20 protein-coding genes are annotated in these 19,861 nt (G+C 51.4%); 13 read left to right on the top strand and 7 right to left on the bottom strand.

What is annotated here, in order from left to right; all coding sequences use genetic code 11:
- Nucleotides 1-1,011, bottom strand: coding sequence for a hypothetical protein (locus EGM51_17930; protein ID QBG49183.1), 1,011 nt, complete (start codon nt 1,009-1,011; stop codon nt 1-3).
- 199 nt (nt 1,012-1,210) lie between these two features.
- On the opposite strand from EGM51_17930, the gene EGM51_17925 reads away from it, so the two are divergent.
- Nucleotides 1,211-1,729, top strand: a complete 519-nt coding sequence (locus tag EGM51_17925; protein ID QBG49182.1) for a hypothetical protein — start codon at nt 1,211-1,213, stop codon at nt 1,727-1,729.
- Here EGM51_17925 and EGM51_17920 read toward each other — a convergent pair.
- The gene (locus tag EGM51_17920; protein ID QBG49181.1) at nt 1,726-2,745 is read right to left on the bottom strand and encodes a hypothetical protein; all 1,020 of its coding nucleotides are present in this window, start codon (nt 2,743-2,745) and stop codon (nt 1,726-1,728) included. The two genes, EGM51_17925 and EGM51_17920, sit on opposite strands and share 4 nt — an antisense overlap.
- A gap of 5 nt (nt 2,746-2,750) precedes the next feature.
- On the opposite strand from EGM51_17920, the gene EGM51_17915 reads away from it, so the two are divergent.
- The 11 genes from EGM51_17915 (at nt 2,751) to EGM51_17865 (ending at nt 14,722) form a co-directional block, all read left to right on the top strand.
- Complete coding sequence (locus tag EGM51_17915) at nt 2,751-3,176, top strand: hypothetical protein (protein ID QBG49180.1); 426 nt, start codon at nt 2,751-2,753, stop codon at nt 3,174-3,176.
- Complete coding sequence (locus tag EGM51_17910; GenBank protein QBG49179.1) at nt 3,167-4,495, top strand: type II/IV secretion system protein; 1,329 nt, start codon at nt 3,167-3,169, stop codon at nt 4,493-4,495. The genes EGM51_17915 and EGM51_17910 overlap by 10 nt, the downstream gene beginning before the upstream one ends.
- Nucleotides 4,496-4,508: 13 nt before the next feature.
- Complete coding sequence (locus EGM51_17905; protein QBG49178.1) at nt 4,509-5,600, top strand: type II secretion system F family protein; 1,092 nt, start codon at nt 4,509-4,511, stop codon at nt 5,598-5,600.
- A gap of 172 nt (nt 5,601-5,772) precedes the next feature.
- The gene (locus EGM51_17900; protein ID QBG49177.1) at nt 5,773-7,152 is read left to right on the top strand and encodes a sigma-54-dependent Fis family transcriptional regulator; all 1,380 of its coding nucleotides are present in this window, start codon (nt 5,773-5,775) and stop codon (nt 7,150-7,152) included.
- A gap of 999 nt (nt 7,153-8,151) precedes the next feature.
- Entirely contained in the window at nt 8,152-8,523 is a 372-nt protein-coding gene (locus EGM51_17895; GenBank protein QBG49176.1) for a type II secretion system protein, read from the top strand.
- Between the two features lie 215 nt (nt 8,524-8,738).
- The gene (locus EGM51_17890; GenBank protein ID QBG49175.1) at nt 8,739-10,712 is read left to right on the top strand and encodes a hypothetical protein; all 1,974 of its coding nucleotides are present in this window, start codon (nt 8,739-8,741) and stop codon (nt 10,710-10,712) included.
- 446 nt (nt 10,713-11,158) lie between these two features.
- Complete coding sequence (locus EGM51_17885; GenBank protein QBG49174.1) at nt 11,159-11,788, top strand: porin family protein; 630 nt, start codon at nt 11,159-11,161, stop codon at nt 11,786-11,788.
- Between the two features lie 94 nt (nt 11,789-11,882).
- Complete coding sequence (locus EGM51_17880; protein ID QBG49173.1) at nt 11,883-12,401, top strand: GNAT family N-acetyltransferase; 519 nt, start codon at nt 11,883-11,885, stop codon at nt 12,399-12,401.
- Between the two features lie 281 nt (nt 12,402-12,682).
- Complete coding sequence (locus EGM51_17875; protein QBG49172.1) at nt 12,683-13,414, top strand: hypothetical protein; 732 nt, start codon at nt 12,683-12,685, stop codon at nt 13,412-13,414.
- Nucleotides 13,415-13,439: 25 nt separating this feature from the next.
- A complete protein-coding gene (locus EGM51_17870; protein QBG49171.1) occupies nt 13,440-14,330 on the top strand; it encodes a hypothetical protein in 891 nt (296 codons plus the stop codon).
- Nucleotides 14,327-14,722 (top strand): hypothetical protein, encoded by a 396-nt coding sequence (locus tag EGM51_17865; protein QBG49170.1) that lies wholly within the window; start codon nt 14,327-14,329, stop codon nt 14,720-14,722. Before EGM51_17870 ends, EGM51_17865 begins: the two co-directional genes overlap by 4 nt.
- A gap of 18 nt (nt 14,723-14,740) precedes the next feature.
- Here EGM51_17865 and EGM51_17860 read toward each other — a convergent pair whose 3' ends face one another.
- Together EGM51_17860 and EGM51_17855 are read right to left on the bottom strand one after the other, a co-directional pair.
- A complete protein-coding gene (locus tag EGM51_17860) occupies nt 14,741-15,520 on the bottom strand; it encodes an HAD family hydrolase (protein ID QBG49169.1) in 780 nt (259 codons plus the stop codon).
- A 180-nt stretch (nt 15,521-15,700) separates the two neighbouring features.
- Complete coding sequence (locus EGM51_17855; GenBank protein QBG49168.1) at nt 15,701-16,084, bottom strand: hypothetical protein; 384 nt, start codon at nt 16,082-16,084, stop codon at nt 15,701-15,703.
- Between EGM51_17855 and EGM51_17850 the strand changes: the two genes are divergently transcribed.
- Nucleotides 16,083-17,159, top strand: a complete 1,077-nt coding sequence (locus EGM51_17850; protein QBG49167.1) for an alpha/beta hydrolase — start codon at nt 16,083-16,085, stop codon at nt 17,157-17,159. The genes EGM51_17855 and EGM51_17850 overlap by 2 nt on opposite strands.
- Before the next feature lie 63 nt (nt 17,160-17,222).
- Here EGM51_17850 and EGM51_17845 read toward each other — a convergent pair whose 3' ends face one another.
- The 3 genes from EGM51_17845 to EGM51_17835 are packed head-to-tail and all read right to left on the bottom strand — an operon-like array spanning nt 17,223 to nt 19,822.
- The gene (locus EGM51_17845) at nt 17,223-18,971 is read right to left on the bottom strand and encodes an FAD-binding protein (GenBank protein ID QBG49166.1); all 1,749 of its coding nucleotides are present in this window, start codon (nt 18,969-18,971) and stop codon (nt 17,223-17,225) included.
- On the bottom strand, nt 18,958-19,602 hold the full coding sequence (locus EGM51_17840; protein QBG49165.1) for a hypothetical protein: 645 nt from the start codon (nt 19,600-19,602) through the stop codon (nt 18,958-18,960). The genes EGM51_17845 and EGM51_17840 overlap by 14 nt, the downstream gene beginning before the upstream one ends.
- Nucleotides 19,603-19,606: 4 nt before the next feature.
- Nucleotides 19,607-19,822: a 4Fe-4S dicluster domain-containing protein gene (locus tag EGM51_17835; protein QBG49164.1), complete on the bottom strand. Its 216-nt coding sequence runs from the start codon at nt 19,820-19,822 to the stop codon at nt 19,607-19,609.
- Nucleotides 19,823-19,861 lie beyond the last annotated feature (39 nt).

Genomic DNA, 19,861 nt, shown 5'->3' with positions numbered 1-19,861 from the left:
TTATTCTATCCCTCCAATAGCGGCTCCGATGGCCGCGGCAAACCGTGTCGACTGCTCCAGCATGGAAGGGTCAATCTGTGAGGAATCAAACGTGATATTTTCCAGAGGATCCCATACTTCGACATTCGTATGAAGAAGCCTCCCGACTTCCGCCCCCCAGCTGCCCAGCATACTCAGCCCGCCGGAAAGGTAGACTCTGGCAATCCGGCTACCCTGATGCCGTTCAATGAAATCCTTTGAAATAGACAGCTGTTTCATCTGCGGCCCGATGGCAGCAGCAACTGAAGATGAAATATTGATGGCGGCATCATCGAGAATGGATGCGGCCAGCTCTTCTTCCAGCCCCAGATCCTCAGCAACCTGCGCCCGAAGCTGTTTTGCTCCGAAAGGAAGCTTTCCCACCAGAGTAACAGCCCCATTCGTTAAAAATGCAAAATAGCTGATGGTCTCTCCCGTTTCCAGAAGACACACGGTGGTCTCCCGGCACTGTTCCCCTTTCGCGTGAAGAAAAGCATTGATAAAAGACAGACCGGAGATTTCCAGCGAAGCCGGTGCCGGAGGACCGGACGGAAACATACCCAGCATCTGCTTGGCATCGGCGTCCGGAATAGCCGCCGCCAGAAACGTCGAATCCTGACGGCCATGCCCGCGCTTAATCATTCGGGCAGAAACGCGAAAATCGTCGGCCACATTCAGTTGCGCACGGATCTTCTGTTCGTCAGGCTGATCCTGCTGTTCGTCGATATGCGCACTGAAGATCCGAACCACCGCGCGGTTTCCTGTATAAGACAGACAGCTGTAGTTCGTTGTAAGGTTTCGAGGAAGCTGAAGTCGCGAAGACTCCAGCCCTGCAATTTCAACGGCAGGCAGCAGGTCCATACCGACCAGCGCGAGTCCTTCCTGCCCCTGCTTCAGCCTGACCACCTTCGTGGCGGTCGAAGAAAAATCAACTCCGATCAAATCGGAAAACCGCGATTTTTCACGGTCTTTGCTGAATATTTTTTTCAACATGTTTACGGGTTCCTTCCACTTGTCATCCGGCGGCCTGAACAACCTCTGCTCACGGCCTCCCCAACCAGACGCTCAGAACAGAAAGCAGTATCCATACCATGATCATCCCGCAATTTACCTCTTGCTAATAACTTCCTGATTTACCAATGATATAAAGCCTTACATTTTTATAGCAACGGCAACCAACAGAGGTCAGATTGTGAGCAAATTGAGCAGCGGACTCCCCATACCCGACAAACGGGCTGCTGAAAAGAAACATCCTGTGAAGCCGACGGTGATGATCATCACCATGATACTCATGACGTCCGCACTTATCCTTACAGCCGTGATGATGATTGACTATGCCACCCGAAAGAAAAACGAATCAACAGCAACCGCAGCCGCCGAAAAACCGTTGAAACCGGGGAAGGCGTTAACTTTTCTCAAAACACTCACAACCCACACCAACGCCCCCGAAGAAACAACAGAAGCAGAGCGCGAAAACAGTTTTTCATTCTTCGGAAAATCCGATGGGAACAGACGTTGGCCCAAACTCAAACTGACCGGCCACGGCATGCGGCCGGACGGCTCAGGAGCATTCGCCATCATAAACGGCCACCAGTATCAGACCGGCCAGTTTATTAACGGAAAAGTACGAATAATTGAAATTCGTCAAAACGATGTTCTGGTTGAGTTTTCAGGCGAAACCAACACCCTCATCGTAGACGTGCATAACTAAACTGCCGCTTTTTCAAACGAGCGCAGCTTCTCCAGTGCATGATCATAGTCTGCGGCTTCCACCAGAAAGGAGTGACACCTCCGTCCACTCTCCTTTTCAATCCGATCAAGCAGCTTGCCGTTGAATGGATTCAGCACGGCCACCTGCAGATAATCCCCTATCGTTCCGAAGGCAATGGCTCCGTCCCGAACGGCATACGACATCGGAAGCAGATCAACAACATCCTCCTGAAAATCAAAATTGGTCAATTTTATAAACGGCGTCCCGGAACGCTCGGACATATAGGCCAGAATTCTGGAAATATTGAGAAATCCGCGATCACTCAACACATGCAGAACCGAGGCCGGAACCTCCAGATCCTGCTGGGAATTCTCAGTCAGATCATGCAGAACGGCTGAATACTCATCCTGCGAAAGCTGATTCTCTTCATAAAGCCGCCAGGCCAGCGTCAGCTCCTCAGTCACATCCTTTTCAGCGGCAGCACCACGGGAACGTTCACGCTCAGCGGCCATCGCCCTCCGGTCCCTGGAGATCCCCTCATTGATTTTATGAACACCCATCAGCGTTTTTAAACGCGACTGCTGGGCAGCGGCCTCCGAAGCATGCGACTCTTCAAAACGGGGAAGTTCACTCTGCAGATAGGAGAACAGCTCGGAATCGCCATTGCCGGCCGCCACATCCACCAGACGCCCCAGATAATCAAAAGCCTTATCAACCTGCCCGCTCTGGAGACTGGCATTATACAGCGTTTTCAACGCATCGACATCCTGAGGCATCACCTCAAGAATCTGCTCAAGCATCGCAATACTGTCCGCCAGGTTTTCGTATGTTTCAGACATCGTCTTCTTCTCCCGTAAAAAATCCACCGTCAGAAAAGCAGGATACAGGCCAGATTGTTCATTTCGCCCCGTTCTGCGCACCGCATCGCCGAAAAAGCGCCGCCCCACCCTTCCGTTTTCATATGCCGTCCTGAAAACCGTCAGCGATTGAAAAACCGCTTTTTTCCGGGTCGGCATGACTAATGCTATATAGTCGCGGTCAGGGAAAAATTACGGGACAGAATATGAATTCAAAAAATATAATAGATTGCCTCAAAGCGTTACGGCCGATCCCTTCAGATATCCTGGCCGCCGCAGAGCAGGAGGCTCACACCTGCAATGTACCGCTCGAGCAGCTGCTGGTTAAACAGGGCGTTGTTTCAGAAACTGATCTGGTCCTGGCCACTGCAGAATATATGGATCTGCGCCCGATCAGTCTGAGCCGGTTTACCCTGGACCACGAGCTGCTGGATCTGATGGATAAAAAAAACTGGCAGGAACTCCGCGCCGTTCCGCTCGCGAGAACGGGCAATTCCCTCACCGTAGCCATGGCCGATCCCTTTGATCTGGTCGGACGCGACACCATCACCGCTTCAACACAGTGCGAACTCACCCGGTGGTGGCACTGAACCATGAAATTGAAAAGCTTCTGGAAAATATCGATAAAAAACCGGAACAGGGGCTGGATGACATTCTCAAGGACATGGTCGATGAAGGTGCCGTTAAGGTTGACCTCGAAGGTCTCGACAGCGGCAACCTCGACGATGCGGCTGCCGATGCCGAAGAAGCACCGGTCATCCGTATTGTGAATTCGATTCTCATCGAAGCACTCCGCAAAGGCGCTTCGGACATCCACATTGAACCCATGGAAAAATCGCTTCGCCTGCGCAACCGTGTAGACGGCGTTCTCTATGAATCCTCCAGTCCGCCGAAAAACCTGCAGAATGCGATCATTTCCCGTCTGAAAATTATGTCGCAGCTCGATATCGCCGAACGCCGGATTCCGCAGGACGGCCGCTTCAAAATCAAAGCACTGGGCAAAGAAGTCGACGTCCGTATGAGCATCCTTCCCACCGTTCACGGCGAAAAGATTGTAATGCGTATTCTCGACAAAAGCGCTCTTGTTCCGAGCCTTGAAGCGCTGAACCTCGATCAGCTGTCACTCGAAAACTTTGAATATGCACTGGCACAGCCGTACGGAATGATCCTTGTTACCGGTCCGACGGGTTCCGGTAAAACCACCACCCTTTACTCCGCCCTGCAGGAACTCAACGACACCGGCACCAATATCATCACCACAGAAAACCCGGTGGAATACCAGCTTGAAGGGATTAACCAGGTGCAGATCAACCCCGCCGTGGGATTAACCTTTGCCTCGGCACTGCGCTCTATTCTACGTCAGGACCCGGACGTAGTGATGGTGGGTGAGATTCGCGACCGGGAAACCGCCACCATCGCCGTTGAAGCGGCATTAACCGGTCATATGGTATTGAGCACGCTGCACACCAACGATGCCGCCGGCGCCATCGCGCGTCTGGTGGATATGGGAATCGAACCGTTTATGCTGTCCTCTTCGCTCCTGCTGACGCAGGCGCAGCGTCTGTACCGCAAACTCTGTCCGACCTGCAAAAAGCCGATAGATATCCCCACCGAAGTCCTTAAGCGCAACCGCATCGATCCCTCCACCATGCAGGATGTCCAGTTCTACGAAAGCGTCGGCTGCCCGAAATGCAACAGCATCGGCTACAAAGGCCGCGGCGGCGTCATGGAGATTCTGCTTATCGACGATGTGCTCCGCAACACCATTCTTACCAACTCAGAGGCTGACGCTATTAAACGGATCGCCATCGAAAACGGCATGCGCACCCTGCGCCAGGCCGGTCTGGACCGCGTCCGTGAAGGGCTCACCTCAATTGAAGAAATTATGCGCGTAACAAGCGAACACTAAGGAAAAATACATCATGCCTAAAAATCCGAACAAAGCCAAAGGCAGTCTCCCGGTTGTGCGGGGGGCGCGTAAAATTCGACTCAAGGAACTCTCCATCTACACCCGGCAGGTCGCGGCCATGCTTTCCTCCGGCATGCCGCTGGTGCAGACCCTCTCCGCCATGGAGCAGCAGACCGCTAATAAAAATTTCAAACCGGTCATTCAGGGCATCCGCGCCCGGGTGGAAGGCGGTTCTATGTATTCCGAAGCACTCACCTTCTATCCCAGCATTTTCGATGAACTGTACATCAGTATGATGCGGGCCGGCGAAGTCGCCGGTATTCTTCCGGATGTCTGCGACCGGGTCGCCAACTTCCTTGAATCCAGCAACAAACTGCGGGCCAAGGTCAAATCCGCCATGATGTACCCGAGCGTCGTCATCGTGGTGGCCATCGGCCTCTCCGTTGCGCTGATCATGTTCGTGGTTCCCGTGTTTGCGGAAATGTTCTCCGATTTCGGCGGAGACCTTCCCTGGCTCACACAGAAACTGCTGGATTTCAGCAATCTGCTCACCACTTACTGGTATATTGCGCTGGCCGTTCTGTGCGGACTCATCTACGGCTTCAAGAGTTACTATAAAACCGATCGGGGCCAGTATAAAGTCGACGAAATGAAACTGCGCTTCCCCATCCTTGGAGAGCTGGCTACCAAAGTGGCCATCAGCCGCTTCGCCTCCACCTTTTCACAGCTCCTGCACAGCGGTGTGCAGATTATGGAGTCGCTGGAAATCGTCGGGCTGGCCACCGGTAACCGCGTCATTGGCGATTCCCTGCTCGCCGCGAAAAAGACCGTCGAAGAAGGGAAGCCGCTCTCCGCAGCCCTGGAACCCAATAAATACTACCCGCGCATGCTGGTTCATATGCTGGCCGCCGGGGAGGAAACCGGCCAGGTGGACGAAATGATGGATAAAGTCTCTGAGTTTTATGACAGCGAAGTGGAGACCATGGTTGCCGGTCTTACCTCGATGATTGAACCGCTGCTCATGGTTTTCATCGGCGGCATCATCGGCACCATAGTGGTGGCCATGTTCCTGCCGATCTTCAAGATGAGTGAAGTCGTAATGTAAACCGGCCTCCCGCAGAAAGATCTCCTAACCCGCCGGGCAGTGCACAGGCCACTGCCCGGCGGTTCTTTTTTCATCGGAAAAGCACATCTTCTATTCATCATTAGGCTTGCCCATCCAATGAAAATAAGAGTTATATAGAACAACTGAATACTCATAGAGAGGGGTTGTACGTATGGCCAAAATTCTTATTGCGGATGACGATCCGACAATTCTCAGCTTGCTGAACAAAATTCTTCTTTCCAAAGGATATGAAGTACAGCTTGCCGAACACGGCGGGGTTGCCGAAAAACTGCTGAAATCAGAACATTTCGATCTGCTGATTTCCGACATAAAAATGGAACCGGTCGACGGCATGCAGCTGCTTAAGCGCACCCGTCAGCTCCGGCCTCATGTCGGAGCGATTATGCTCACCGCCTACGCCACGGTCGCCACAGCGGTTGAAGCCATGAAGGAAGGCGCCTTCGATTACATTCCCAAACCCTTCAAAATCGATGAACTGCTCGAAACCGTAAAACGCGCACTGGAATACCAGAAATCGCTTTCCGAGCAGATCGGCGGCGAAGGGCAGATCGAAGCCAAAAAATACTTCGGCAACATTGTCGCCGAAAGTGAACAGATGATCAACGTGTGCGAAATGATCAAACGCGTGGCCCCCACCAAAACCACCATTATGATCTCCGGAGAAAGCGGAACCGGCAAAGAGCTGGTCGCCGAAGCCGTCCACAGTTTCAGCGCACGCTCAGAAGGTCCGTTTCTTCCGGTCAACTGTGCCGCACTGCCCGAAACCCTGATTGAATCGGAACTCTTCGGCCACACCAAAGGCGCATTCACCGGTGCCAACGCCGAAAAAGAAGGCCTGTTCGAAGCCGCCCGCGGAGGCACCCTGTTCCTCGACGAAATCAACTCCATCCCCCACAGCCTGCAGTCCAAACTGCTCCGCGCCATCCAGAACAAAAAAATCCGCAAAGTGGGCGGAACCGAAGAATTCGACGTCGATGTCCGCATTCTGGCCGCATCGAACCGCAACCTGGAAAGCATGGTCAAAGAAGGCACCTTCCGCGAAGACCTTTTTTACCGCCTCAGTGTCATTTCCATTGATATTCCCCCGCTGAAAACCCGCCCGGAGGATATACTTCCGCTGGCGCAGCACTTCATCAGCCAGGAACTGGAACCCGGAGAACCGTTCCCCACCATGGACAGTACCGTACTCGGAATCCTCCAGAGCTACAGCTGGCCCGGAAACGTCCGCGAACTGCAGAACGTGATCCAGCACTGCCTCACCTTCCTGCACGACAACAAAATTACCAAGGAAACCCTGCCCTCCAAGCTCATTGTTTCCTACGAGGAAAACCCCGCCGCCCGGAAACCGGCCGCAACCGGCGAATTTGAAAAAGGAAAATCCCTCAAAGCCTTCCTGCGCGCCAAAGAAAAAGAATACCTGAAAACAGTGATCGATACCATGGGCGGCGATAAAGTCGCCGCCGCCAAGGAACTCGACATCAGCCTCGCCACCCTCTACCGCAAACTGCCGGAAGAGGAACAGGACGCCTGATCGTTCCTCTTTCACCGCACACACCACGCGTTTTTCATACCGGAAAACGCGTTTTTTTATGTCCCTACACTTCCTTTCCCCGTTTCTTTTTCTCTGCAGCCGAAGCAACACGGCAACCGTACCGCAGACAGCCCGTATGCTCCCCCGAACAACACGGAATTCAACGCTGATCATCCGCTCTACGGGCAGGCCGGCGGCCTGCGATACAAACCGGCTCCGCAGCACCTCCCGCAACTGAACCGCATTCAACGGGTCTTATACCAAACGTTAAAACGATCCGGTATAAATTGGATCCCGCGCAGAGAGCAGCTTCGGAGGATCCCTGCTCTGCGATGAACGCTGCCTCCGGCAGGTTCTGGACGCAGAATGATCTCTTCCGAAACCCCGCCGAGCTTTCCGTCAAAAGCCCGGCGGTTCCCTGGTGCTCCTCAGCTTACTTAACTGAGGCGCTTTTTTCCTCCCCTTTCTCCGACGAGTAATGGTTCCCATTCTCGAAAGGGGAAAAAGCTCACATGATGTCGGGAGAAACCTACAAGAACGCGGAGCGGGTTATGACTGAATTTCTCTGCGTCCTCAGCGCCTCTGCGAGAGATCAAATTTATACCGGATAGTTTTAACGTTTGGTATTACCTTCGTGCCAACCTTATCTCCGATTGCTCCGGTGAAGACCACTTAAAATTCCGCGCCCTTTCAGTCCACCTCTTTCCAGCGTCTGCAAACCGGATTCCGTCCGGATATCTGCTCATTTTTCAGAATCGCATCAGCCATCAATATATGCATAGAAAATTATTCCGTTTCTTTCCGCTTTAACAGATCACCCTTTATTTAAAGGCTTTTTAACCTATTCAATCCGCCGGACAGCCCACCCCGCTCCTTGGAGCGAAACAAAATTGGCACGCGAATCGCTATATAGATTTCGTCTGACACGGAAAATGAGGAGAGCTCAACTCAGACACCTGAAATTAAAAATGTTGAATCATGAAAATGGAGAAAATAAACATGAAAAAAACACTGAAAAAACAGGGTTTCACCCTCGTCGAAATCATGATCGTAGTCGCCATCATCGGCCTGCTCGCCGCTATCGGCATCCCGTCCTTCCAGAAAGCACGCGCTAATTCTGTAAAGAAAAGCATGGAAAACAATGCTCGAATCGTAATAGGAGCAGCTGAACAATGGGCTATGGAAACAGCTCAGCCCACCAATGCAACAGTATCAGCCTCTGACCTTGTCGAGTATATCAAAGGCGGATCCGCCGCACTTAAAGTAGGTAATCAAACCGGTACAATCCCGTCATCCACCTCTTTAAGTTTCTATGATTCAGGTGTCACCAATGTTGCCTCCGGAATGTATACCTCTTACGGAAACTATTAATCTGCGTGATTAATATGTATTGATGAAACCTCGGCCTCATGCCGAGGTTTTTTTATATTCACAAGTCTAATTTTAATCTATTCTCGAATAATATCATATTTTAGTTTTTCTCAATGCGTTTATTCCCAAAACAAATTCTGATCTTATCCCTAAGCCTATCTCTACTAATTATCGCAGGCACTTACATATTACTAGTTACCGCAGGCGATGGAACCTTGGCCTTAGCTGAACCTGATCAAGCTATCTATTTGCAATATGCCCGAAATATGGCAACGGGAAACCCATACATTTATTCTCCAGGTGATTCGCCCTCCTCTGGGAGCACAACACACCTTTATATATTTTTACTTTCCTTGATTTATCGATTGGGAGCAACTGGTACTTTTTTTCACACAGCAACTTTTATTCTGAATGCCGTTTTTTATTTAAGCATCATCACTTGCATCTGGTTGATTATCAAAAAAATGGCACCGGAGGTTCTTCCGCTCACCATGGGACTGACTGTATTGAGTGGACATATAGCATCGGCTGTCCTTCGGCAAACAGATATCGGATTGTTGATGTTGCTTACACTGGGACTCTTTGCATCACTGCTTTATCGGCAACAGGTCATTTCGGCGATACTTATTATGGCATGTGCCGCCACACGTCCGGAGGGCATGATCTTCTCCATCGCATTCATAATGATTGGAGTAGGCGAAATTCTTTTCAGAAATTTTCATTTAAAACAAAAAGGATTTTCTTTAAATGCCAAACGGTATTTTCTATTTGGCATGATTGGCTTCCTCATATTCGGTACGACCTTGTTTATTAATTTTAAAACTACCGGATATTTTCAATTCATGTCCGTTGCAAACAAAGGATATTTTAATAGATATCCTGTAGATGGAGCATTAATTCTTACATTGACTGATTTTCTATCGCTCCTGAAAGGTTTTTTTGGCGGTCTTCAGGAAAGCTTTCGGCAATTTTACCTTCTTCCTGTTATATCAGGTGTATTGGGCTTAAGCGGGATACTGCTTTATGCTCGAGAAAAAAAAATGGTCGTCTATGAATGCTGGCTTGGACTCTCCGTCCTTGGCTCCCTTCTCCTCATTGCCTCCAGTCAGTTTCAAGGAATTTCTAATGACCGATACCTAGGATGGATCATGCCGTTCTGGATCATTTATATTTCCATTGGCTGGAATGAAATATCAGAACGACTGCATACCCCCTATTTAAAATTGCTCTCAGCCTGTATACTCATTTTATACCAACCACTATCTCTTGCTTACGTAGCAAGTGATACCTATCGAAATGCTGTATACATTCAGCAGGAACTGGATTTCATCAGAACAATCAATAATGAGTTTCCCTCTACAGCAAACTTCTGTTTTACCAGAGGAGCAGGACTCAATTACTTTGTTCCGAAACATAAAATATTCAATCCCTACGGCATCACTTCTCCAGATTTTTTTGATGCGAACATAAAAGATACATTAAAACTTATCGACCTACTTAAACACAAACCGGAATTACGCTTTGAATACTGGATAACTTCAAAAGCATTTCTTTCTAGCAACTCATGGATTTTACCCTTTATAGGCGAATTGGTCTTGCAAGATACAGATACCGCACTGACTACCGATCAGGCTTTAGGCATCTATAAAGCTAAATGGGAAACCATTGAAAATGGATTAAAACCTCGAATTGCACTGAACTCCATGAACAACCTCCAACTTATTGATCAGCTAGATGTAGGCTACGGACCTCACGAAAGTGCTCATCACTACCGATTAATATCAAGACTTAAAAATACGTCATTCCCTCTTGTTGCAAAAACAGATGACCTAAATGGTCAAGTATATTCAGAAAACGGACGTACCATCTACGGTGCAGAATCGTTTACTATTCAGAATGTAAATCCAGATAAACCTATTACCATGATTCTACGAACAGGACGGTCCGCCTCGGGCACTGTGCTATTTGGAGCCAGTGCCCTTCAAAATAGAAAAACAGAACTAAATACAGAGCTGATGTTACATTTGTTCGTGAATGGTAAAAAAATCCTATGCCCCCCAGTTCAGCTTCAAGAAAAAGGCTTTAGCGAAATAGCCTTTCATATTCCAGCAAACTACCTCAAAAAAGAAACTGCCGAGATTTACTTAAGCGGTGATCACATATCCTATGGATTCTGGTTTTATCAATAGAAATACTATCCATCAAAAGGGTCGCTCCTCGGATTTACGTATTCCCCGCGCCCCTATCCCTTCAAGTCAGCACCACAGCTCCGCTCAAATTCCGGTGCTTTACTGCGGACTCCGCGGCTCTGCGGGAGATTAATTTTCCGACTACTTTGGCAAAAAAACGCGAAGCCTTTGACCGGGCCGGACTTCCCTCCCCGTCGTCCGGCGGAATAGCTCTGCGTACATGCGCCCGATGGGGCATCGGGCCTACAATGTGGAAAAAAGGTCCGTTACGTATAAAAAAACAACCGGGTTGATCGGCCGGCAGAACGCATCCCGTATATCTCCTCTATAGTTTGGTCCGCATTTATTCCTTTAATCACCCCCCTTTAACGTTTAATAATTTCAGAATATGACCTTTCGCTGTGTAGCGCATAAAACCAGGAAAAGATATAAAGGAACAAGGAGAGATGATGAAGATAACCCGTATAATCCCCTGCGCAGTACTCGCTCTTGCTGTAGCTGTTCAGGTTGCGGATGCCGAAACATTACTGGGTAAGAACTACATCGGTGGTTCGTTCGGCATCATTCAATTCGGGAACGATTTTCTGGATGACGTCTTTGGAACCGGAAAGGGCGTCCAGGGCTCCGGAAATATCGTGCTGCATGAGCATGTTGATCTTAATCTTACCGGTGGATATCTTTGGGCTGATGGAGATTTTCTGGGCCTGGATGCGGATGTTTCGGTTTTTTCAGGCGGAGCATATCTGGTTTATCATTTTCTCCCCGGCGAAAAGATCAATCCCTTCCTCAATGTCGGAGCCGGAGCCGTACGAACGGAAATTGAAGTTGCCGGTTTTGAGGAGCATGAAACGGATGCGAGTTTCGATGTGGGCGGTGGTGTTGAAATCGAAGCCACCGAAGCGGTGCTCTTCAGAGGCAGCGTAGATTATACGACTATAGACAACGATGATGATGTAACATTATCGGCTACGCTGGGCTATTGGTTCACCGAACAGCTGCTTGGTGGAGCCGGTTTTTCGTACACCATCGACGGAGAAGACATCACCGGTGACATCAGCCTGACGTTCACCATGTAGAGAATACGCTGATAAGCGGAATCCGGCAGGGAGTAACGTCCTGTTTTTAAAACAACGCTTATTCCCTTGGCCGGCTCCTGTAGAATGCACCATCATGAAAAAAACAACTATTGATCCGGTAACCGACCGGTCTTCTATCGCCGAAACGGCGGCACTGGCGAAGGAGATCTGGAATGAGTATTTTGTGCCCCTGATTGGTCAGGCGCAGGTGGATTATATGCTCGGGAAATTCCAGAGTATTGAGACGATTTCAGCGCAGATTGCAGCGGGGACGGAATATTATCTTGCACGGACCGACGATGAACCGTGCGGCTACCTTGCCCTTATTCCGAATAAGCCGGAGGGCAAACTGATGCTGAGCAAAATCTATGTTAAAAACGCAACACGCGGCACCGGTCTGGGCACCGCCCTGCTGGAGCAGACCCAAAAGCGGGCATCAGAAACCGGCGCACAGGCGGTTTGGCTGACGGTCAACCGAGGCAACAGTGAAAGCATCGCCTGGTATCGACGCAAGGGATTCATCGCAACCGATGAAGTCAAAAAAGATATCGGCTCCGGATTCTATATGGATGACTACATCATGGAACTGAAGCTTCCACCTCCGTGCGCATGATCCGCCGGCCGCCGCATCAAAGTCTGTACCGAAGGCGTACCGCCTTCCCCTAGGTCACTCCGAATTTCCCCTTACAGATCAGACATCGTTTTATTACTGTGTTGAGTAAAGAATGCGGCGGATTTCTTATCCAACACCTGATAGCCGAGAATAGACAGAATGTAACCTGATCCACTGAAACGGTTCGGTTTTAGAGGATCAGATCAGGCCTATACAGCTAAACTGCAATGTATTATGATTCGTTCTGAAAAACGATAAACCTGTGTTGGCGTGTGGTTGCAATGATGATGAAGGCTGTTCATTACAAAAGACGGATTCTTTTTCCCTGTATGCTGATGGCATTGACGGGACTGCCGGCAATTCGATCAGTCGCGGAGGATTTTTCGCAGCTGCATACGTCCCGGGAGTTCACGCTTTCGGATCAGAAAACGATTTCCCTGAAGGTGCTGGACTGGAATGAGCAGCGGAAGCAGTTCCGGGTTGAAAACGAAGCGGGCCGGACAAGCTGGATCAGCCCCAAACACTTTTCGGATGAAGATCGCGCTTATCTGAAGGAATGGATCGCGGCGAAATGGTTTTTGTCCAACGACCGGCTCTATGTATCGGCCAAACGGACCGACCGGAACGACCATGTCTGGTATGACATATCCATTCAGAATAAAACGCCGCTCGATTATGAAAAGGTGGCGATGAAATACGAGGTGCTCCGGGTGCTGGATAATTATGATACCGGCGGGCAGGACACCATCAACGTGCCCGGTAAAATTTTTATCGGACGGATCCACGCCGGCGGTCGCAGGGATTTCAAAACACAGCCGGTCAAGGCCGCCGAAACCTATAAAATGGTATACTCCCCGGAACCGGTGCGGATAACGAGCGGAGTCGGATATACCTATACCAACGAAGTCCCGCGCAAAACCGGCAAACAGAATGTAACCGGCATTCGGCTTCAGTTTCACGGCCCGAAACTTAATGGTGTTCAAATCGTCAAAGAGGTTTTCATCGATAATTGAACTCAGGGCACAGGAGTGCTGAATTATGAAACCGCTATTTCTGCCGACCATTCTGCTGCTCTCACTCCACGGCCTGGCCGGGGAGATGCGCGAATGGCGGTCCCGGGATGGATCACAAACACTGTATGCACAATACGCCTCAGTCCGGAATAATGATACGGTTGTACTGCTCAGCAAAGAGCTGCAGAAGTACATCGTCCCTATCGCCAGATTATCGACTGAAGATCAGGACTACTTATTTAAGGAGGAAAGCCGGAAGGCACTCGGCACGAATACCGGAAAAGTGGAGAGCGCAGCCTACAGACGGGGAGAAATTCTGGGACCGCTGGAGGCGATCGACGGCTCGAGCTTTTATCTGTATGTTCCGAAATCACTGGCCGATATCCGTTCCGCTCCGCTGATGCTGTACACCGGTCCGACGGGTGGAAAACTGCTGAACATCCGCGAACTTATCAACGGTGCTGAGGTGACGGGCTGGATCGTGGCCGTGGCTGTTGAACCGGATTATTATAATTCAGTCGATGTGAACCGAAAAATCTGCGACAGCATGGTTCAGACGCTGCTGAATACCGCGCCGGTGGATCGGCGACGGCTCTATTTCGCTGGATTTTCAGCGGGAGCATCGGTGAGTTATTATAATCAGAATACGTGGAAGGCCTGCGGCCTGATTCCTATGAGCACCTACATTCCCCAAGGCTGGAGCCGCCTTCATGCGATACTGTCATCATTACCGGCGGAAGCGATTTCAACCGCTATACCAGTGCCTGGGCACGCAAACAGATCGGCGGGAAAGCTGTTCATTGGTTTCACGGCGAGGGCCACAAAAGCGCTCCGCCCTGGATGCTGCACGATGCCATGGCGCTGCTGGAGGCCCGCTACCTTGAAAGGGATCCCCATCACAGCCGCAAGGAGATGAACCGGTTTATTTATTCCATGATCAACTGGATTGATACATTTAAAGATTCGCATCCGTACCGCGCTTACTTCTGGATCCGCGAACTGAAGAACACCTTTCCGCTTAATGTGCTGCAACGTGCAAAACTGGACCCGCTTTTTGAGAAGCTGGATCAGGATGAACAAAACAGACTGTATGTACAGGGGCTCGACGACCTCGACCGGCTTTCCCGTTCCTATCTCGCCTCCATGGGCCGGGAATCCCGATTGAAATTCAAAGACGACGCACTCACTGCCGAATGCGCCCCCCTGCTGCAGACCTATCAGAATACCCCGGTTATAAAAGATGCGCTGAATGCCCTGTGTTCACCCACCGATGAGCCTGCCTGTGTGCAGCCGCACTGGGAAGAGTGAAACGAAACAGGCGCGGCATTACGACGGCACAATATCACCGACACCGTTGAGAATATAATCCGGACAGTATGCAAACTGAGTTACACTTTCGCGCGAACTGACACCGCTCAACACCAGACAGGTGGCAATCTCCGCTTCGATACCGGCAATGATATCGGTATCCATGCGATCCCCGACAATCACCGTCTCTTCGCGCCGGCATTCCAGTTTTTTCAGCGCATTGCGCATCATCAGCGGATTCGGTTTTCCCACATAATAAGCCTTGCTTCCCGTGGCCAGTTCAATCGGTGCCAGCAGGGCCCCGGTCGAAGGAATCAGCACTCCGCCCTCTACCGGACCGGTGAGATCCGGATTGGTGCCGATCAGTTTGGCCCCTTCGTTCACCAGCCGGGTGGCTTTACAGATGCGGGCATAATCATAATTATCGCCTTCGCTCACCACCACATAATCCGGATTGGTGTCATTAATGGAATAACCTTCATCGTAAAGCGCATTGATGATCCCGGCATCACCGATCACATAGGCCGTGCCTTTCGGCTTCTGACTGGCCAGAAAAGCCGCCGTTGCCCGGGCACTGGAATAAAAATGCGACTCATCCACATCCAGTCCCATACGCCCCAGTTTTTCGCTCAGTTCGCGCAGCGTCAGTGCACTGTTATTGGTCAGAAACAGAAACTTTTTATGCTCTGCCTTCAGCCAGTTCACAAATTCCGTAACACCGGGAAGCAGGTTCTTCCCATGATAAATCACCCCGTCCATATCGCAGATGAACGCCGTCTTATTCCTCAAAATTTCCATATGCTCTCCTGATTGAAAAGTGCGTACTACGATACCCCCTTTTTCCACTATTGGAAGAGCAATCACCAACATGAAAAGTTCCGGCCACTGAAAAAATTCCAGTGGCCGGAACAGCTATGGGAGGGGGCGTTGTTGGAAAAGAATACGGTAACGTTCCGGATCCTGTCCGGGGAACAAATCCTAGCGTCGTTCACCACCGCGCGCCGGCGGCCCGCCGGGCGCTTCATCTTCCGTAAGATAGCCATCGTTATTTTTATCGCACTGCGAAAAATGATCTTCCGGGCCATCAAATTCCTGTGCGGAAACCTTTCCGTCACCATCCTTATCCAGCCGCTTAACAAAATCGGCACCGGAAGCATCCAGCGGTCCCCCGCCTTTTCTTCCACCCGGCCGCTGCTGACAGCCGGCAGCGAATGCCATCAAAAGAAATAAACTGAAATATTTCATCATACCAGGTTCTCCATACATTTTCCGCGAACATACCACCGGTTGCATTAAGTTGAGATTAAGCGGCACTAAAAACGGACGAAATAACGTTGATGAATAAAAGGATGTAAAAATCATGAAAAAAACAACCGCTCTGTTTTTAGCCTTCCTAACGGTTTCCGCGGGGTTCGCCCGGCCCAGCGCACCAACATCGACAAATGATGACCGGCTGAAGAAACTGCTGGAAAGACGACCGGAACTCGATGCCGACAACGACGGGATTTTAACCCTGACCGAACTGCGGGCCGCTCGCGGTCAGATCCCAAAACAGCCGAAAAATAGTCAGCGGAAACAGCCGAAGAAACACCCCCCGACCTTTGCCGATGTTTCCTATGGAGCACATGCTTCCATGACGCTCGATTTCTGGCAGGCGGATTCCGATACGCCCACGCCGCTTTTCGTTTTCATCCACGGCGGCGGATTCCGAAGCGGCGATAAATCGACGATCAATCCGATTCTGCTCGAAGGCTTTCTTTCCAACGGCGTATCCGCGGCCTCGATCAACTACCGTCTTTCCGGCATCGCCCCTTTCCCGGCCCAGATGCACGACAGCGCCCGGGCAATCCAGTTCCTCCGCTCCAAAGCCGCAGAATGGAATATTGATCCCGAAAAACTCGCGGCCGGCGGCGGGTCGGCCGGATCCGGCATTGCCCAGTGGCTCGCGTTTCACGACGATCTGAAAAATCCGGAAAGCAGAGATCCGGTGGAGCAGCAGTCCACCCGCCTCACCTGCGCCCTGGCCTTCAGTATGCAGTCCACCTACGACCCACGTGTTATACAGAAAATTATTCCCGGCATCGCCTTCGATGATTCCGCCCTGAAGTTATTCTACGGACTGCCCGCCGACTGGAACTGGGAAACGGACCCGATCGACAAAAAACTTGATGCACGGATCAAAGAGGCCTCGCCCATCAATCATCTGACTGCGGATGACCCGCCGGTCTTCATCTACCACTCGGAAAAGACCCGACAGCCCGGAAACATCCATCATCCAAACTTCGGCATCCATCTGGCCGAAGCCATGGATAAACTGAACATTGATTATATCCGGACCACCAGTGCCGACTACGACTCCCGCTCCGCCCCCTTTGAAGCGATGGTGCAGTTTGTCCTGAAGCAGGTTCAAAACGGCGGAAACAAAACTGCGCAATAAAAAATCCGGCCTCTGAACATTCACAGAAGCCGGATCCGCAATTCCGGACGGATATGCAATGGATCAGACTGCAGGAACCGGATGCTTCACGGTCTCCATATTGCCGTCTTTATCCTGACGGATCTTAATCCAGCAGAGCCATTCGTCATCGTTACGCTCCGGATAATCTTCCCGGTAATGGCTGCCGCGGCTCTCTTTGCGCATCAGCGAAGCACGCAGTTTCATCTCGGCATTGAGCACCATATTCGCGGTTTCATGGCAAAGGCGCAATTCATGCAGATCATCCGCTTTCAGCAGCGGCACCTGGTGATCGCGAATATATTCAATATAGGTCAGCGCGGCCTGCAGCCGTTCTTCGCTTTTTACATAAAGAATAAAATTCGGAATCATCACCCCCTGCATGGTCCGGGTCACCCAGCGCGGGGAAAATCCGCGTTCACGCAGATAGGGTGCATATATATCGCTGCGAATCAGGTTCAGATCCTCATCGGTCACTCTGACCTCCTGCACCGAAGCGGCATAACGGGCCGCGGTTTTTCCAGCCAGTGCTCCCTGCGCACCGGAACCGGCAAGTGAAGAGCCGACCTGTGTGTATATACCGCCGTTCTGCATGGAGCAGAGGGAATCTCCGGCGGCATAGAGTCCCGGAATATTGGATGAACACCGGTCATCCTGCGGGAACAGCCCTTCCGCTTTATGATTCGACATACCCGCCGAAACCCCGCCGATCACGATGGGACCTTTGCCCCCTTTTCCTCCGGGAGGAGGACCGCCATGACCGCCACCGGGAGGGCCTCCCGGACCACCGGCCATTTTATCCCCGTCCGGGGGCGGGCCGCGCCGCTCTCCGGAATCCCGGCCGCCGGGCGGCGGGCCACCGCCGGGCGGTCCCATCATCCCGCCGGCAGACGGACCGTTTTTTTCGACCTCAATATTCTGTTCAACACCGAGCATGCCGCGGATCTCTTCGGTATTCGAACCGGTGGTCATGGGCTTTCCTTCCAAGCCGTAATTGGTTCCGCCATGACCGTCCACCCACTCCTTGCCGCTGATCTCCGCCCCGATCCGGTAGGCCATGGCATCTCCATCGGCCGTCTGGGCTCCGATCTGCCAGCCCGTCGGTTTGAAGCCGCTGGCTCCGGTGCAGAGAATGACACTTTTGGCATGGATGGCAATGGACTCATTTTTATCGATGTAAAGTCCCATCGCTCCGGCCACCCGGCCGTCTTTCTCCAGAAGATGTGTGAGCATGACACGCTCGATAACCCGGATTTTCCGTTCCCGGAGCGGTTTATTCATGGCTTTGGTATAGGTGGCCTCTTCAAAAAAGCCCCAGGATTTCAGTTCATCGACCACGGCCGCCGACTGATCCAGCAGCAACCCGGTATATGCGGGATTATTCATGTATTCCGCGGCCTCGGCAGTCTTCCGGAGATATTCCTCCCGGCTCATTCCATCCTGTTCATCAAACCGGAAAATACCGCGGGCAAACGGGGTCTGGCCGGACCGCCCGACCGAACCTTTGTCTACCAGCAGCACCCGTGCCCCGCTGTCGTGCGCCTTCACCGCGGCAAACACCCCGGCCATACCGCCGCCGACCACCAGCACATCAGCAGTCACCTGCGTCAGCCGGCCTTCGGCTGCATTTTTCTTTTTCACAGACGGACCGCCACCATGCGACATTGACGGGCGGCCCTCGTTACCGACCGGCATCTCCCGGCCGGCATAGGCGGCGGCGCTGATCACCGCGCAGCCGCCTCCGACCGCACCGAGAAATCCACGGCGTTTAAACTTGGTATTAAGCGGGTTCATGCGTTTCTCCTTCATAGATTTTATCGGGTGATGTTTTCCGGACCGGGAAATAAGCCAGTAACAGGCTGATGCATGCGGTTCCGGCCGCAAGTATCCAGAAAACCGACATCACCAGATTGCTGTGCCGTCCGATCCGGATGACGTGCCAGGTTGAAAAAACAGCAAAAGCAAAGGAAAGAATTCCGTGAATGAGGCGGAATGTCTGATATTTGAAATGTTTACGGACAAAGGCCAGAGCAACAATCAGCACCAGCAGCACCCAGGCAATAATCCCCGTAAGCATCAGCGGCGACGTAATCAGCAGCACAAAATTATCCAGCGGATTGGATTCCTCTACCATGAAACGCCGGGCGATCATCAGCACCGGATGCACGAGCATGAACAGACCGGCCGCATAACCGATATATTTATGCCAGCGCATCGTGCTGGAAAATTTCATCGGCGCGGCATCGCGGGCGTAGAGCCGGGAAAGCCAGAAGAGCCCCAGCAGAAGCCCGAAACCGGCCAGACTCAGAAAGAGCACCCACTGCTGATACGTATGCCCCACCGGCACATCCTGACCCAGGGCCAGCAGCATCGGAACCCCGGCGAACAGTGCAGAATAAAGCGTTAGAAACACCGTCTTTTTCATGAATTCACCCCCATGCCGTTACGGAAGGAATCACTCTTCCATCGGTTATCGTTATCGCATCCACCGGACAGTACTGAGCGCACAGGTAACACACCTGACACTCCTGCAGATATTTAATCTCCGCCTTTCCGGTTTTTTCATTCAGCCTTAAAACATCGGTCGGACACGCCGTAACACAGGTTCCGCACCCGATACATCCATCTATTCTGTCGATTGCCATGAGCAGCCTCCGCGGGTTGATTTTCCAATCGTTGAAACC

It is taken from the genome of Verrucomicrobia bacterium S94 (assembly GCA_004299845.1).
GTDB lineage: Bacteria > Verrucomicrobiota > Kiritimatiellia > Kiritimatiellales > Pontiellaceae > Pontiella.
Note: the sequence above shows the minus strand (reverse complement) of the source record. Positions and strands in the feature narration are given on the sequence as shown.